We start from the raw sequence: 14,730 nt of genomic DNA on the forward strand, positions 1-14,730 counted from the left end.
ACATGTCGGACGCCGGCTTCAACGCTGCAGCCTGGCTCGTCGACCGGGTCGCCGTGGAACGCGGTGACCACCCGGCCGTCGAGACGCCCTCGCAGACGGTGACGTACACCGAGCTCGTCGAGCTCACCGGCCGCGTGGCCGCGGGACTGCGGTCCCTCGGCTTGCGCCGGGACGACCGGGTCGTCTTCGTCGCCAACGACGACATCGCCCTCTTCACGGGCATCCTCGGGGCCATCCGCGGCGGATTCGTCGCGGTCCCGGTCTCGACGATGTACGGCCCCGCCGAGCTGGCCGAGATCATCGGCGACTCGGGCGCCGTCGCCCTCGTCGCGAGCGACACCTTCGCCGAGCCGGCGGCCCGGGCCGCGGCCGCGTGCCCGGAGCTGCGCCAGGTCATCTGGGACGGCGACCCCGGCGAGGCCGCCGCTGCGGCCCAGGGCGTCGAGCAGCTCTCGTTCGATCAGCTGCTCGAGCGCGGGGCGGCCGCCGACGCGGCCGGGCGCGAGCCCGTGCCCGCCGGACCGGACGCCTGGGCCCTGTGGCTCTACACATCCGGCACGACGGGCAAGCCCAAGGGCGCGATGCACCGGCACGACAACATCCGCATCGTCACGCAGACCTACGGGACCCAGGTCCTGGGCATCACCGAGGACGACCGCTGCCTGTCCGTGGCCAAGCTGTTCTTCGCCTACGGCATCGGCAACTCGATGTTCTTCCCGCTCTCGGTGGGGGCGACCGCCGTCCTCAACCCCGAGCGCCCCACCCCGACCGGCATGGCCGAGCGGGTCGTGCAGGGCCGGGCGACGCTCTTCTTCGGGGTGCCGACCTTCTACGCCGGGCTGCTGGCCAGCGACATCCCCGACGACACCTTCGCCGGTGTCCGCCTCGGGGCCTCGGCGGGCGAGCCGCTGCCGCCCGGGGTGCAGGAGCGGATGCTCGCGCGCTTCGGTCTCGAGATCCTCGACGGGATCGGCTCGACCGAGTGCCTGCACATCTTCCTGTCCAACCGCCCGGGAGAGATCCGCATGGGCACGACCGGCCGGGCCGTGCCGGGCTACGACCTCGAGATCCGTGACCTCGACGGCACGCTCGTCGAGGACGGCGAGCCGGGCACGCTCTTCGTGCGCGGCGCCTCCTCGGCGCTGGGGTACTGGCGCCGGGCGGAGGCCACGCGCACCGTCTTCCAGGGCGAGTGGGTCAACACGGGTGACACCTACGTGCGCGACGCCGACGGCTACTACACGTGCATGGGCCGGGCCACCGACCTGCTCAAGGCCGGTGGCATCTGGGTCAGCCCGACCGAGGTCGAGGACCGACTGCTCGCCCACGACGCCGTGCTCGAGTGCGCCGTCGTCGGCCAGGAGGACGCCGACGGTCTCGTCAAGCCGGTCGCCGCGGTCGTCACGCGCTCCGCGGTGAGCGCGGAGGACCTCGACGCCTGGTGCCGCGAGGGGCTGGCGCCCTTCAAGCGGCCCCGTCACGTCTACTTCGTCGACGAGCTGCCCAAGACCGCGACCGGCAAGATGCAGCGGTTCAAGGTGCGTGCCCTCGTCAAGGAGCTGCAGGCCAAGGAGGCCGTCTCATGACCACCACGACCGTCGACCTGCTCATCGTGGGCGCGGGACCCGTCGGGCTCTTCGGGGCCTACTACGCGGGCGTCCGCGGCCTGAGCACCGCCGTCATCGACAGCCTGAGCCAGGTCGGTGGGCAGGTGAGCGCGATGTACCCGGAGAAGCAGATCTTCGACATCGCCGGCTTCCCGGCCGTGTCCGGACGCCAGCTCATCACCAACCTCGTCGAGCAGGCCGCGCCGTACGCCCCGACGTACCTGCTGGGGCAGGAGGCCCAGCAGCTCGAGCACGTGCCGGGCGAGGACGGCCGCGAGCGTCTCGTCGTCACGACGAGCACCGGGGACCGCATCGACGCGGGTGCGGTCGTCGTCACCGGCGGCATCGGCACCTTCACGCCGCGCACGCTGCCCGCGGGCGAGGACTTCCTCGGCCGTGGCCTCGAGTACTTCGTGCCGAGCTCGGCGGAGTACGCCGGCCAGGACGTCGTCATCGTCGGCGGCGGCGACTCCGCGGTCGACTGGGCCAACATGCTGCACCCGATCGCGCGTAGCGTGACCCTCGTGCACCGCCGGGACCAGTTCCGTGCCCACCACGCGTCGGTCGAGCAGATGCAGGCCGCGCCGGTCGAGGTCGTGCTCAACGCCCAGGTCACCGAGACCGTCGGCGACGGGACGCTCCAGTCGGTGACGATCACGCCGAAGGGGGAGGAGCCCCGGTCCCTCCCGTGCACCCGCCTCGTCGCGGCCCTCGGGTTCACCGCGAACCTCGGCCCGCTGCGCGAGTGGGGAGTCGAGCTGCACGACAACCGGCACCTCGTCGTCGACCCGGCCATGCGCACCAACGTCGCGGGCGTCTTCGCCGCCGGTGACATCACCGACTACGACGGCAAGGTGCGGCTCATCGCCGTCGGCTTCGGCGAGGTGGCCACGGCGGTCAACAACGCGGCCGTGCACATCGACCCCGACGCGCAGCTCTTCCCCGGTCACTCGACCGACAACCAGCCCGCGGTCCCGCAGCCCGCCTGACACACCGCAGAGAGGACATCGACATGCCGTACGTCATCGCCGGCCACTGCCTCGACGTCATGGACACCTCGTGCACCGAGGAGTGCCCCGTCGACTGCATCTACGAAGGGGAGCGCAAGCTCTACATCAACCCCAAGGAGTGCATCGACTGCGGCGCCTGCGAGCCCGTGTGCCCGGTCGAGGCGATCAGCCAGGACCGTCGGGTGCCCGAGGACATGGCCGAGCACATCGAGGACAACCGACGCTTCTTCACCGAGGTCCTGCCGGGCCGTGACGAGCCGCTCGGCGCCCCCGGTGGCTCGCACAAGACCGGTGCCATCGGGGTCGACACCCCGATGGTCGCCGACCTGTAGAGCGCGCCGTGCTCGACGGTCACGTCCTCGTGGACGCCCACGTCCACCTGCCCGTGCTCTCGACGCTGTCGTCGTCGTGGATCGACTGGGCCCGCCAGTTCGGCCCCGACGGGGTGCTCGAGCGGGCCTGGGACGGCGAAGGGATACCCCGTCCCGCCGCCGTCGACGAGCTCTTCGCCGAGCAGGGGGTCGACATCGCGATCCTCTTCTGCGAGTACAGCCCCAAGGCCACCGGGATGCAGCTCTTCGACGACCTGCTGCCGGTCGTCGAGCACAACCCGGCGCGCTTCCGGCCGATGGCCAATGTCAACCCGCACCTGCACCACCCGATCGGCGACGAGGTGCGGCGCCAGCTCGGCCACGGTGCGGCGGGCCTGAAGCTGCACCCCGTGCACGGCGGCTTCACCTGCGACGACCCGATGCTCTACCCCGCCTACCAGGTCCTCGTCGAGGAGGGGGCGCCGCTCGTCGTCCACTGCGGCACCTCGACCTTCGCCGGGTCGTCCAACCAGTACGCGGACCCGAGCCATCTGCTCGCCGTGACCCGGGACTTCCCGGAGCTGGACATCGTGCTCGCCCACGGCGGTCGAGGCTGGTGGTACGAGCAGGCCGCCTTCATGGCGATGAGCAACCCCCGCGTGTGGATCGAGCTGTCCGGGCTGCCGCCCAAGCGGCTGCCGCAGTACTACGCCGCGGCGGGACTGGAGCGGCTCGCCAAGAAGATGATCTTCGCGACCGACTGGCCCGGCGTGCCCGGCGCCGACGTCAACGCCCGCGCCGTCGCGGACCTGGTGCCCGAGGCAGACGTCGCTGCGGTCCTCGGGGGCAACGCCCTTCGTCTCTACCGTGGGCTGGAGGTGCAGTGAGGTGGCGGTCTACGCGCTCGGTGAGCTCACCCCGCACATCCCCGACTCCGCCTTCATCCACCCGGACGCCGTCGTCATCGGCGCGGTGACGCTCGGCGAGCAGGCCTCCGTGTGGCCGACCGCGGTGCTGCGGGCCGACTTCGGCCGGATCGTCGTCGGCGACCGGACCTCGGTGCAGGACGGCACCGTCGTGCACTGCATCGAGGAGCAGGCCACCTCCATCGGCGCCGACTGCGTCGTCGGGCACAACGTCCACCTCGAGGGCTGCACCGTCGGCGACCGGTGCCTCGTCGGCTCCGGGTCCGTGGTGCTCAACCACGCGAGCGTCGGCGACGGGTCGGTCATCGGGGCCGGTGCCGTCGTCACCCAGCACACGGTCGTCCCGGCCGGGTCGATGGCCGTCGGCGTCCCGGCCCGGACCCGACCCGTCCCCGCCGAGGCCACCGAGTGGGTCCGCTTCGGGGTCGGCGAGTACCTGACCAACTCCGCCCGCTACCGCGACCAGCTGCGCCGGCTCGACTGACGCACCGCCCGACCGACACACCACGAAGGGATCGATCATGAACGACGCAACCCAGGGTGTCCCTGCCGCCGAGCTGAGCGACGAGGAGCTCGAGGCCCAGGGCACCCGAGCCCACGAGACCCGCAACTGGGTCTTCCTGCACGGCAGCGCCGAGCAGTTCGCCCATCACACGGCCCGCATGCTCGAGCTCGAGCGCGAGTACGTGCGCCGTTTCCCCAAGCGCACCTGGCAGGGCAGCGGCGGCGCGCCGACCGACCTCGCCCAGACCGCCGCGTCGTGGCGCGAGACGGTGCGCGGCGTCATCGCCCAGCTCGAGGCGCTCGTCGAGCTGCCCGACCCGCAGACCCCCGCGGGGTCCGGCGACGGCGACCCGGTCCGGGCCTTCCTGCAGCGGCTCGCCGACAACGGCGGTCGGCTCAACAAGCTCGAGGCGCACCAGGCCGCCCGCGAGGTCGGGCTCGACCCCGCCGTGCGCGCCGACCTCTACAAGGCCGACCCCCAGCTCGTCGCCACCGAGGGCACCGACCGCGTCCTCACCGACGCCGGCCGTGCCCGGCTGGCGGGGGAGGCATGAGCCGGACCCGGCACGCCTACCTCGTCGACGGGGTCCGCACGCCGATCGGACGCTACGGCGGCGCGCTGTCGGGCGTGCGCCCCGACGACCTCGCGGCGCACGTCGTGGCCGAGCTGCTGGACCGGCACGTGGGCCTCGACCCCGCCCGTATCGACGACGTGGTCCTCGGCAACGCCAACCAGGCGGGCGAGGACAACCGCAACATCGCGCGCATGGCCGCGCTGCTCGCCGGTCTGCCCGTCAGCGTGCCGGGGACGACGATCAACCGGTTGTGCGGCTCGGGCCTCGACGCCGTGGGCTACGCCGCCCGGGCCGTCGTCGCCGGTGACGCCGACCTCGTCGTCGCCGGCGGTGTCGAGAGCATGAGCCGGGCCCCCTTCGTCCTGCCCAAGGCCGAGACCCCCTTCGCCCGCGGCATGACGGTGGAGGACACGACGATCGGCTGGCGCTTCGTCAACCCGCACATGGAGCGGATGTACGGCACCGACCCGATGCCGCGGACGGCGGAGAACGTCGCGGTCGACCACAAGATCTCCCGCGAGGACCAGGACGCCTTCGCGCTGCGCTCGCAGGAGCGGGCCGCGGCCGCGATCGCCTCGGGCCGGCTGGCGCGCGAGATCGCGCCGGTGAGCGTCCCGCGGCGCAAGGCCGACCCGGTCCTCGTCGACACCGACGAGCACCCGCGCTCCACGTCGCTGGAGGCCCTCGGCGGGTTGCGCCCCCTCTTCGAGGGCGGCACCGTCACCGCCGGCAACTCGTCGGGGGTCAACGACGGCGCCGCCGCCCTCCTCGTCGCCTCGGAGGCCGCCGTCGAGGAGCACGGGCTCACGCCGCTCGCCCGCGTCGACGCGGTGACGGCGATCGGCGTCGAGCCGAGGGTCATGGGCATCGGTCCGGCCCCGGCCGTGCAGCGCCTGCTGGCGCGCACCGGTGTCGCGCTCGAGGACGTGGGTGTCATCGAGCTCAACGAGGCCTTCGCGTCGCAGGGCCTGGCGGTCCTGCGCGAGCTCGGGATCGCCGATGACGACCCGCGGGTCAACCCGCACGGCGGCGCGATCGCCCTCGGCCACCCGCTCGGCATGAGCGGCGCGCGGATCGCGCTCTCGGCGGCGATCTCGCTGGCCGACGACGACCTCGACCACGCGATCGCGACGATGTGCATCGGGGTGGGCCAGGGGATCGCGGCGCTCATCTCCCGCCCGTGACCCCTGATTGGATGACCCCATGACCGACTCACCGCTCATCACCACCGTCCGCCACGACGCCGGCGTCGTCGAGGTCGTCCTCGACCGTCCGGAGGCGATGAACGCCGTCTCCACCGCGATGGCCGGTGCGCTGACGACGACCGGCGCCGTGCTGCGCGACGACACCTCGGTGCGCGCGGTCGTCGTGACGTCGAGCCACCCCAAGGCCTTCTGCGTCGGCGCGGACCTGAAGGAGCGCAACGGGTTCAGCGACGACGACCTGCGGGCCCAGCGCCCCGGCAACCGCCTGGCCTACCGTGCCCTGCTCGACCTGCCGGTGCCGACGATCGCAGCCGTCGATGGTCACGCCCTCGGCGGCGGCTGCGAGATCGCGCTCGCGTGCGACCTCGTCGTCGCCGGTCCGCGGGCGAGCTTCGCGTTGCCCGAGGTGGGCGTCGGGGTCATCCCGGGTGGCGGCGGGACGCAGCTGCTGACCCGTCGCATCGGCTGGTCGCGCGCCGCGGACCTGATCTTCACCGCACGCCGGGTCGACGGCCACGAGGCGCTGCGCCTGGGCCTGGCGGACCGGTGCGTCGACGACGCGCGCGCTGAGGCGCTCGCCCTGGCCGCCACGATCGCCGAGCACTCGCCGGTGGGCGTGCGCAACGCGAAGGCGGCGATGCGCGGCGGGCTCGACCTCACCCTCGACGAGGGCCTCGACCTCGAGGACGCCCGCTGGCACGACACCGCCTTCAGCGCCGACCGGGCCGAGGGAGTGCGCGCCTTCGCCGAGAAGCGCAGGCCGCGCTGGCCCGGCCTCGGCTGACCGCAGGGGTCGGTCCGCTCAGTCCTGCTCGGTGAGCCCCGGGGCGGCCTCGCGCCACTGGGCGTGGGTGCGCGCCACGAGCGCCTCGCCCCGGTGGGTCGCGTGGTCGTCGGCGATGAGCCGGCAGGTCGGGTCGTCCTGCGGCAGCAGGCTGACCACGGCGTCGGCCGTGTCGGCCAGCCGGCACTCGCCGTGCTCGAGGGCCGGGCAGGTGCGTCCGGCGTCGTTGACCGGGCCCTGGCACTTGCGCACCTCCACGCCCGCCTCCCACAGCGCCTCGACCTCGGGGGTGTCGAGCAGGGTGCGGGTCTCGATGAGCACCTTGCGCGCGGCGCGCCCGGTGGGCCACGGGGGCATGAGGTCGTCGGTCGCGAGGTCGAAGACGACCTCGCCCTGCTCCACCGGCGCGGCGATCGCCGCGCTCGTCGTCCGCAGCAGGCGCAGCATCCCGCGGTTGTCCGTGCGCACGACGGCCCGGAGCGTGAGGAGGCCGTCGGCGGCCGCCCGCTCCCGCAGCGCGCCGAGCATCCGGGTGCCCAGACCGCGGCCCTGCTGGCCGTCGGCCACGGCCATCGCGAGCTCCGGCGGCTCGTCCTCGCTCGTCCGCTCGTACCGGGCCTCGGCGACGACGACCCCCGCGCGCAGCGCGACGACGGAGGTGGTGCCCGGGCGCAGCACCGCGAGGTCGGCGATCTCGTCGGGTGCGACGGCGTGGGAGAAACGCAGCCGGGCAGACGTGGGCGAGAGCCCCGCGAGGAGACGCGCGATGCCCCCTTCGTCCCGGGGTGTGGCCGACCGGATCACGAGCTCGTCCTGCGCCATGGCTCCTCCTGCGAGCAGTCTACGACCGGCGCCGCAGCCGAACCGGGTGTCGGTGCCCGGGCATAGGCTGACGGCGTGATCGACCTCCACACGCACTCCTCCCGCAGCGACGGCACCGACGCGCCCGCCGACCTGCTCGCGCAGGCTGCAGAGGCGGGTCTGACGACCCTCGCCATCACCGACCACGACACCACCGCCGGGTGGGACGAGGCGGCTGCTGCCGCCGCTCGCCACGGGGTCGCGCTGGTGCGCGGGGCCGAGCTCTCGACCCGGCACCGGGGCAAGTCCGTGCACCTGCTCGCGTACCTCTTCGACCCGGCCGACGAGCCCTTGTCCGAGGAGATGCGCCGGATGCGCGAGGACCGCGTGCCGCGGCTGCGGCGGATCGTCGAGCACATGGCCGACGACGGCTTCGGCGTCACCTGGGAGGACGTCCTCGAGCAGGTCGAGCCGGGCGCGGCGCTCGGGCGACCGCACCTGGCCGACGCGCTCGTCGCCAACGGGGTCGCGGCCGACCGCAACGAGGTCTTCACCCGTTGGCTGCACAACGGCTCGGTCTACTACGAGCCGCACTACGCCGTCGAGACCGCCGAGGCCGTGCGGCTGGTCCTGGCCGCCGGTGGGGTGCCCGTGGTGGCGCACCCCTTCGCCACCAAGCGGCAGCGCTCGCTCGACGCCGACGACGTCGCCGGGCTGGCCGCGGCCGGGCTCGTGGGCATCGAGGCCGACCACCGCGACCACGACGACGCCGGTCGGGCGCTCGCGCACGAGCTCGCCCGGCGCCACGAGCTCGTCGTCACGGGGAGCAGCGACTTCCACGGTGACGGCAAGGACAACCGCCTGGGGGAGAACACCACCGCGCCCGAGTCCCTCGAGCGCATCGTGGCGGCGTCCTCCGGCACCGTCCCCGTCCTCGCCTGAGGCAGCAGATCCCCAGCAGGAGGGCATAGCGTCGCGGCATGACCGATCAGCAGCGTCAGCAGCTCGTCATCGACACCCTCGAGGCGGCCTTCGCCGACCTCATGGAGGCCTCTCCCGCCGCGTTCCGGGTGAAGTTCCGCAAGATGGCCGACCACCCCTTCGCCTTCTACCGGGGGACCGCCTGCCTCTTCCACCGCGACCTCGCCGGCACGGAGGAGCCCTGGGCCGACGAGCGGACCGGACGGGTGTGGATCCACGGTGACCTGCACGTCGAGAACTTCGGGACGTACATCAACTCTCACGGCGAGCTGGTCTTCGACGTCAACGACTTCGACGAGGCCTACATCGGCCCCTTCACCTGGGACCTGCGCCGCTTCGTCGCCGGGCTGGCCGTCATGGGGTGGCGCAAGGCGCTGCCCGAGCAGGCGGTGCGTGACCTGGCCACCACCTACCTCACCAGCTACATCGAGCGCGTCCACCAGTTCGTCGGCAAGAGCGACGACTCCGAGTTCGCCCTGCGGCTGGGCAACACGCAGGGCGCGATCCACGCCACCCTGCAGCTGGCCCGCCGCAGCAGCCGCGTCGGGATGCTCGACTCGATGACCGAGGTGCACGACGCCGGCCGGCGGTTCCTCGACGGGCCCGGCGTGCGCCGCCTCGAGGAGGACGAGCGCGAGCTGGTCCTCGAGGCCTTCGCGGGCTACCTCGGCACCATCCCCGAGGCCAAGAGGATGGAGCGGGAGAACTTCTACGCCGTCAAGGACGTCGTGGGCCGCTCCGGGTTCGGCATCGGCAGCGCGGGTCTGCCCGCCTACAGCGTGCTGATCGAGGGGTTCAACGAGGCCCACGAGAACGACATCGTCCTGTCGATGAAGCAGGCCAACCACCCGGCGCTGGCCGACGTGGTCGACGAGCCGCGCATGCGTGACCTCTTCGCCCACGAGGGTGAACGCACCGTGGTCAGCCAGCGGGCGCTGCAGGTCCACGCCGACCCGCTCCTGGGGTTCACGAGCGTGCGGGGTGTGGGCTACGTCGTCGACGAGGTCTCGCCCTACGAGCTCGACCTGTCCTGGTCCGACCTGCACGAGCCCGACGACATCGCGATGGTCGTCGCCGACCTCGGCCGGGCCACGGCCAAGATCCACTGCGTCTCGGACGCCGACAGCGACCACACCGTCGTCGACTTCCAGACGGAGGAGGCGATAGCCCGGGTCATCGAGGGCCGCGAGGAGGATCTGGTCCGGGACCTCGTGGACTTCGGCATCGACTACGCGGCGCGGGTGCGCTCCGACCACGCCCTCTTCGTCGAGGCCTTCCGGGAGGGACGGATCGGCTCGGTGCAGGCCGTCTGAGGCCCCATTGGCGCGTCGCGGTGGCGCCGCGGCGGAGCCCGGGTGAGAGGATGAGCGCGGCATCGACTCCCATCGAAAGGCGTCACACGTGGCACGGGCGAAGAAGGCAGCCATCATCGCTGTCGCGAACCAGAAGGGCGGCGTCGCCAAGACGACGTCGGTCGCGTCCATCGGTGCCGCGATGGCCGAGCTCGGTCAGCGGGTCCTGCTCGTCGACCTCGACCCGCAGGCGAGCCTGACCTTCAGCCTCGGGGTCGATCCGGACGCCGTGGAGCTGTCCGTCAACGAGGTCGTCCTCGGCCAGGCCGAGATCGGCGACGCGATCCTCGAGGCGGGGGAGGGCATCGACCTGCTGCCCTCGACGATCGAGCTCGCCGGCTCCGAGGCCCAGCTGCTGACCCGCCCCGGGCGCGAGTTCGTCCTCCAGTCCGTGCTCGAGGACGTGCGCGGGGACTACGACGTCATCCTGCTCGACTGCAGCCCGAGCCTGGGTGTCCTCACCCTCTCGGCGCTGACCGCCGCGACCGGCCTGATCATCCCCATGCAGGCCGAGATGCTCAGCCACCGCGGCGTCGGCCAGCTGCTCGATACCGTCAAGGACGTCAAGAAGCTGCTCAACAAGAAGCTCAAGACCATCGGGATCCTGCCGACGATGTACGACGGGCGCTCCAACCACGCCCGCGAGGTCCTCGACGACCTCGGGACGCGGTACAAGCTGCCGGTCCTGTCGCCGCCGATCCCGCGCACCGTCCGTTTCGCCGAAGCCCCCGCCGCCGGTCGGTCCATCCTCGACACTGCGCGCAGCAGCAAGGGCGCCGCCGCCTACCGCGAGGTCACCGAAGCGATCCTCGCCGCGATCTGAGCCGCCCGTGCCCACCCTGCAACGCGCCCGTAGCCTCGCCGTCGGTGGCCTCCGCGCCGTCCTCACCGGGGACCCCGCCGCCCGCCGGCGGGTGATCGACCCCCTTCGCGCACGCGTCCGACCGACCCCGCTGCGCGGGCTCGACCCGCTCGTCGCCGGCTACGCCCGCGGCGCCGAGCAGATCGGCGTCGACGACCTCGTCGCCACCGGGCTGCGCACCCGCTCGACCCTGCTGCGTGAGGTCGCACGGACCCTCGCGGAGCGGACCGGAGCGCCGACCTGGCGTGCAGGCTACGCGGAGCTGCTGACGACGAGCGGGGACGAGGAGCTCGTGCGGGAGGGCTCGGCGATCCTCCGCGAGCTGATCGAGCAGGGGCACGCTGCGAGCCTCACGACCCGCCAGGCGCTCCTGCACGCCCACACCCTCCTGCTGCGCCAGAACGCTGCCGGTGAGGGGGCCGACGTGCTGCGCGCCCACCTGCCGCTGCTCACCCAGCTCTCCGAGGACGAGCGGCTGGACCTCGAGACCGACCTCGCGCACCCGTCGATCACCGGCGACGAGGCCGCGTGGTGGCGCCTGCTCACCCGCCGCTGGCGGGACGCCGGTGCGCTCGTGCCGCGCCTGCTGGGCCAGGCCGAGCTCGCTGCGGTCATCGGCGAGGAGACGGCCGCGCAGTTCCCCGGCGGCGCTCCTGCCTACGACCGTGTCGGGGCCGACCCGGACGAGCTCGCGACGCTGAGGGCCGGTGTCGCACAGCGGGTCTCGGCAGCGGTGGGCCGCACGGTCACCGAGGACGAGCTGCCGACCGTCAGCGTCATCGTCACGGCGCACCGGCCGGGCCCGTGGCTCGCGACCGCGATCCGCGCCCTGCGCGACCAGACCTGGCCGCACCTCGACGTCGTCGTCGTCGACGACGCCTCCGGCCCCGAGCACACGGCCGAGATCGCCCGCATCGCCGGCCTGCACCCGACGTCGCGCATCATCACCCGCGAGCGCAACGGTGGCGCCTACCGTGCCCGCAACCTCGGCATCCGGGAGGCGAAGGGGGAGTACCTCGCCTTCCTCGACGCCGACGACTGGAGCCACCCCGAGCGCATCGAGCGCCAGGTGACGCCGCTGCTCGCCGACCCGGACCTGCCCGCGACGCACGGCATGACCATCCGGCCGAGCGACGACCTGACGCTCGTGTGGCTCGGCTACCCGTCGACGCGGCTCAACGCCTCGGGGCTCGTCCTGCCGCGTGCGACGATCGACCGGGTCGGCTCCTTCGACGACGTGCGCAAGAGCGCCGACAGCGAGTACGACGCGCGCATCGCCGCCGTGACCGGTATCGAGCCGCTCCTCGTCGAGCCCCCGCTGCAGCTGACCAGGCTGCGTGCAGGGTCCTTGTCCCGCAGCGACTTCGGCGTCGGGTGGGGGGTCGGCGCACGCATGGCCTACCGCTCGGCCTACAAGGTCTGGCACCGCCGCCTCGCGGTGGAGCGCGAGCGCGGCAGGCCCCTCACCGACCTCGACTGGGCGACCCGGCACGGCGAGTCCGACCCGGCGCGGGAGCGCGCCGAGGGGCGTCCCTTCGCGGCGCCCCACGTGTGGGTGTCGACGAGGCCCCACGCCCCCTTCGACGTCCTCGTCGTCGACGACGCGGCGGACCCGATGGCCGACGCCGGCGACCTCGTGGGCGCGATCGAGCGCCTGCGCGAGCTCGACGTGCGGATCGCCCTGCTGCACCGCGAGAACCCGGCGCGCCTGCGCCTGTACCGCAAGCCGCTGCTCGCCCCGGTCCGCCGGCTGCTCGACACGTGCGACGACGTGCTGCAGGTGCACCCCGAGGAGCGCGTCGAGGCGGCGGTGACCTGGGTGCGCCGCGCCGAGTCGCTGTCCGTGGGGCGCCCGGCGCCCGACGTCGTGACCGGTGACGTGGTCGTCACCGAGCCCGTCGGCACGCGGACGCACCGCGTGGACCCGGCGTGGACCCGGGTGGCCGTCGAGACCGAGCTCGCGACGTGGGGTGTGCCGGAGGGCGCGGCGACGTGGCTGCCCGAGCACGCGGGCGAGGCCCGGGTGCACCACCTGCTGCGGGAGCGGCGATGAGCGCGCTCGGCGGCTCCGCCAAGGCTGTGCGCGCCGCCGTCCGGGACGCCACGGCCGGGCCGCGGGCCCGTCGCGAGGCGGTCCGGCGCCTGTCCCGGGTCAACGCCCCTGCTGCCGGGACGGCACCGAGCCGGGCCACCCTGCGCGTCGACGTGCACGCCTCCGAGCGGGTGCGTGCGGGCCTCGCGGACGAGTGGACCCTCACCGCCGTCGACCCCGACGCCGTGCTCGTCGAGGTGGACGCGCGGTCGGCGGTGACCCTCGAGGCCCCCTTCGCCGGGCAGCGCGCCGCCGTCCTCGCGGCCACCGTCCCGGTGCTCGTGTGGGTCACCGGGAGCGCGCGGGTCGCGGCCGACGCGGTCGAGCGGCTCGTCGCCGGTGCCACCGTCCCCGTGCACGTCTGCGTGGACGACGAAGGGAGCCTCCCGGACTGGGCGGCCCGGCTCGGTCGCGAGGTCCACCTCCTGCCGCCCGCCGCCGCCACGCGCATCCACTCGCCGGCAGCCGTCGGCGCGACCCGACGTCGCGAGCAGGTCGTCGCGCTGGTCGGCGACGCCGGCTACGACCGGGGGCGGCTGGCCCCGGTGCAGCCGCAGCGGCTCGACCTGCTCGGCGGGGACGACGCCGCCACCGAGATCCCCGGGGACCGTCCGGTGCTCGGCCGGTACCGGGCGGCGGCCTTCGTCGCCGACCGTCCCGCGACGCCGTGGCAGGTGCTCGAGGCCGCAGCCGCGGGCACCGCCCCCATCGCGACCCCCGCGGTGCTCGACCGGTTGCCGGACGCCGTGGCGGCCGAGACCGCCCGCGTCGAGGACGACACCCAGCTGGCCCTGCACGCCCGCGCCCACCTGTGGCAGGACGAGCTCGTCGACCGGGCCGGCCTGCGGGCCGGTCGCGAGGTGCGGGCCGCGCACGGCTTCGTCCACCGCGCTGCCGACCTGGAGGCCCTGCTCGGGCGGCCTCGCCCCCTGCGCGGGGTGCGGGGGACCCCCTTCGACCGCAGCGTGAGCGCCGTGATCTCGACCAACCGCGCCCACGAACTCGGCACCGTCGCCGACAACATGGCCCGCCAGTCGCTCCTGCACTCCGGCGAGGTCCAGGTCGTCCTCGTCCTGCACGGGCTCGACGTCGACGAGGCCGAGGTGCGCGCACGCTTCCGCGACAAGGGGATCGACGAGATGACGGTCGTGGCCGCGGATGCCTCGCTCACCCTCGGCGCCTGCCTCAACCTCGGCATCGACGCCTCCGACGGTGCCCACGTCGCCAAGATCGACGACGACAACTTCTACGGCCGGCACTACCTGGTCGACCTCGTCGACGCGCTCGAGTACTCCGGCGCGGGGATCGCGGGCAAGTGGGCGCACTACACGTGGCTGCGCAGCACGGGTGCGGTGATCCTGCGGTTCCCGGCGAGCGAGCACCGCTTCGAGCGGCTGGTCCAGGGCGGGTCGATCCTCATGCGCGGCGACGTGGCCCGCGACCTGCGCTTCTCGGACCTGCCACGGGCGGTCGACACCGACCTGCTCGACCGGGCACAGGCCGCCGGCGTGCGGACCTACTCCTCGGACCGCTTCGGCTATGTCAGCATTCGCGGCACCGATCGGCACGCGCACACGTGGACGGTCGAGGACGCGTCCTTCATGAACAAGTCGAGCACAGTCGTCTTCTACGGCGACCCGCGCGAGCACGTCGACGTCTGAGCCCGCCCGCGACACTCGGGTGATGGCTCCAACAGGGGCTCGATAGGCGCCATCGCCCG

The 14,730-nt window shown here is 73.5% G+C and carries 14 protein-coding genes; 13 read left to right on the top strand and 1 reads right to left on the bottom strand.

Annotated elements, in window-relative coordinates:
- Window positions 1-2: 2 nt before the first annotated feature.
- The 8 genes from ABC138_RS15420 to ABC138_RS15455 are packed head-to-tail and all read left to right on the top strand — an operon-like array spanning window position 3 to window position 6,922.
- Window positions 3-1,586, top strand: a complete 1,584-nt coding sequence (locus ABC138_RS15420; protein WP_338538562.1) for a benzoate-CoA ligase family protein — start codon at window positions 3-5, stop codon at window positions 1,584-1,586.
- A complete protein-coding gene (locus ABC138_RS15425) occupies window positions 1,583-2,596 on the top strand; it encodes an NAD(P)/FAD-dependent oxidoreductase (RefSeq protein WP_068325662.1) in 1,014 nt (337 codons plus the stop codon). The genes ABC138_RS15420 and ABC138_RS15425 overlap by 4 nt, the downstream gene beginning before the upstream one ends.
- A 23-nt stretch (window positions 2,597-2,619) precedes the next feature.
- Window positions 2,620-2,949: a ferredoxin gene (fdxA, locus tag ABC138_RS15430; RefSeq protein ID WP_068325660.1), complete on the top strand. Its 330-nt coding sequence runs from the start codon at window positions 2,620-2,622 to the stop codon at window positions 2,947-2,949.
- 8 nt (window positions 2,950-2,957) lie between these two features.
- On the top strand, window positions 2,958-3,815 hold the full coding sequence (locus ABC138_RS15435) for an amidohydrolase family protein (protein WP_068422855.1): 858 nt from the start codon (window positions 2,958-2,960) through the stop codon (window positions 3,813-3,815).
- Window position 3,816: 1 nt separating this feature from the next.
- A complete protein-coding gene (locus ABC138_RS15440) occupies window positions 3,817-4,338 on the top strand; it encodes a gamma carbonic anhydrase family protein (protein WP_338538561.1) in 522 nt (173 codons plus the stop codon).
- A 37-nt stretch (window positions 4,339-4,375) separates the two neighbouring features.
- The gene (locus tag ABC138_RS15445) at window positions 4,376-4,912 is read left to right on the top strand and encodes a DUF6158 family protein (protein WP_068422848.1); all 537 of its coding nucleotides are present in this window, start codon (window positions 4,376-4,378) and stop codon (window positions 4,910-4,912) included.
- Window positions 4,909-6,117 carry a 3-oxoadipyl-CoA thiolase gene (gene pcaF / locus ABC138_RS15450; protein ID WP_345914238.1) on the top strand — a complete coding sequence of 403 codons (1,209 nt, stop codon included), beginning with the start codon at window positions 4,909-4,911 and terminating at the stop codon, window positions 6,115-6,117. Before ABC138_RS15445 ends, pcaF begins: the two co-directional genes overlap by 4 nt.
- Window positions 6,118-6,136: 19 nt before the next feature.
- Window positions 6,137-6,922: an enoyl-CoA hydratase-related protein gene (locus ABC138_RS15455; protein ID WP_345914239.1), complete on the top strand. Its 786-nt coding sequence runs from the start codon at window positions 6,137-6,139 to the stop codon at window positions 6,920-6,922.
- A gap of 18 nt (window positions 6,923-6,940) precedes the next feature.
- On the opposite strand, the gene ABC138_RS15460 is transcribed toward ABC138_RS15455, so the two are convergent.
- Window positions 6,941-7,744 carry a GNAT family N-acetyltransferase gene (locus ABC138_RS15460; RefSeq protein ID WP_345914240.1) on the bottom strand — a complete coding sequence of 268 codons (804 nt, stop codon included), beginning with the start codon at window positions 7,742-7,744 and terminating at the stop codon, window positions 6,941-6,943.
- Between the two features lie 75 nt (window positions 7,745-7,819).
- On the opposite strand from ABC138_RS15460, the gene ABC138_RS15465 reads away from it, so the two are divergent.
- From ABC138_RS15465 to ABC138_RS15485, 5 genes are all read left to right on the top strand, one after another.
- Entirely contained in the window at window positions 7,820-8,665 is an 846-nt protein-coding gene (locus tag ABC138_RS15465; RefSeq protein WP_338538556.1) for a PHP domain-containing protein, read from the top strand.
- A gap of 38 nt (window positions 8,666-8,703) precedes the next feature.
- On the top strand, window positions 8,704-10,017 hold the full coding sequence (locus ABC138_RS15470; protein WP_068325647.1) for a DUF2252 domain-containing protein: 1,314 nt from the start codon (window positions 8,704-8,706) through the stop codon (window positions 10,015-10,017).
- An 88-nt stretch (window positions 10,018-10,105) separates the two neighbouring features.
- Complete coding sequence (locus ABC138_RS15475; RefSeq protein WP_068325645.1) at window positions 10,106-10,879, top strand: ParA family protein; 774 nt, start codon at window positions 10,106-10,108, stop codon at window positions 10,877-10,879.
- Between the two features lie 7 nt (window positions 10,880-10,886).
- On the top strand, window positions 10,887-12,971 hold the full coding sequence (locus ABC138_RS15480; protein ID WP_345914241.1) for a glycosyltransferase family A protein: 2,085 nt from the start codon (window positions 10,887-10,889) through the stop codon (window positions 12,969-12,971).
- Window positions 12,968-14,671, top strand: coding sequence for a hypothetical protein (locus ABC138_RS15485; protein WP_345914242.1), 1,704 nt, complete (start codon window positions 12,968-12,970; stop codon window positions 14,669-14,671). Before ABC138_RS15480 ends, ABC138_RS15485 begins: the two co-directional genes overlap by 4 nt.
- Window positions 14,672-14,730 lie beyond the last annotated feature (59 nt).

Origin of the sequence: Janibacter sp. LM (assembly GCF_039631275.1) — a bacterium.
GTDB classification, from domain to species: Bacteria; Actinomycetota; Actinomycetes; order Actinomycetales; family Dermatophilaceae; genus Janibacter; species Janibacter terrae.

Coding starts and splice junctions, on each gene's coding strand:
- ABC138_RS15425 (WP_068325662.1), top strand. CDS start 1,583: ATGACCACCACGACCGTCGACCTGCTCATCGTGGGCGCGGGACCCGTC.
- ABC138_RS15470 (WP_068325647.1), top strand. CDS start 8,704: ATGACCGATCAGCAGCGTCAGCAGCTCGTCATCGACACCCTCGAGGCG.
- ABC138_RS15485 (WP_345914242.1), top strand. CDS start 12,968: ATGAGCGCGCTCGGCGGCTCCGCCAAGGCTGTGCGCGCCGCCGTCCGG.
- ABC138_RS15455 (WP_345914239.1), top strand. CDS start 6,137: ATGACCGACTCACCGCTCATCACCACCGTCCGCCACGACGCCGGCGTC.
- ABC138_RS15420 (WP_338538562.1), top strand. CDS start 3: ATGTCGGACGCCGGCTTCAACGCTGCAGCCTGGCTCGTCGACCGGGTC.
- ABC138_RS15460 (WP_345914240.1), bottom strand. CDS start 7,744: ATGGCGCAGGACGAGCTCGTGATCCGGTCGGCCACACCCCGGGACGAA.
- ABC138_RS15445 (WP_068422848.1), top strand. CDS start 4,376: ATGAACGACGCAACCCAGGGTGTCCCTGCCGCCGAGCTGAGCGACGAG.
- fdxA (WP_068325660.1), top strand. CDS start 2,620: ATGCCGTACGTCATCGCCGGCCACTGCCTCGACGTCATGGACACCTCG.
- pcaF (WP_345914238.1), top strand. CDS start 4,909: ATGAGCCGGACCCGGCACGCCTACCTCGTCGACGGGGTCCGCACGCCG.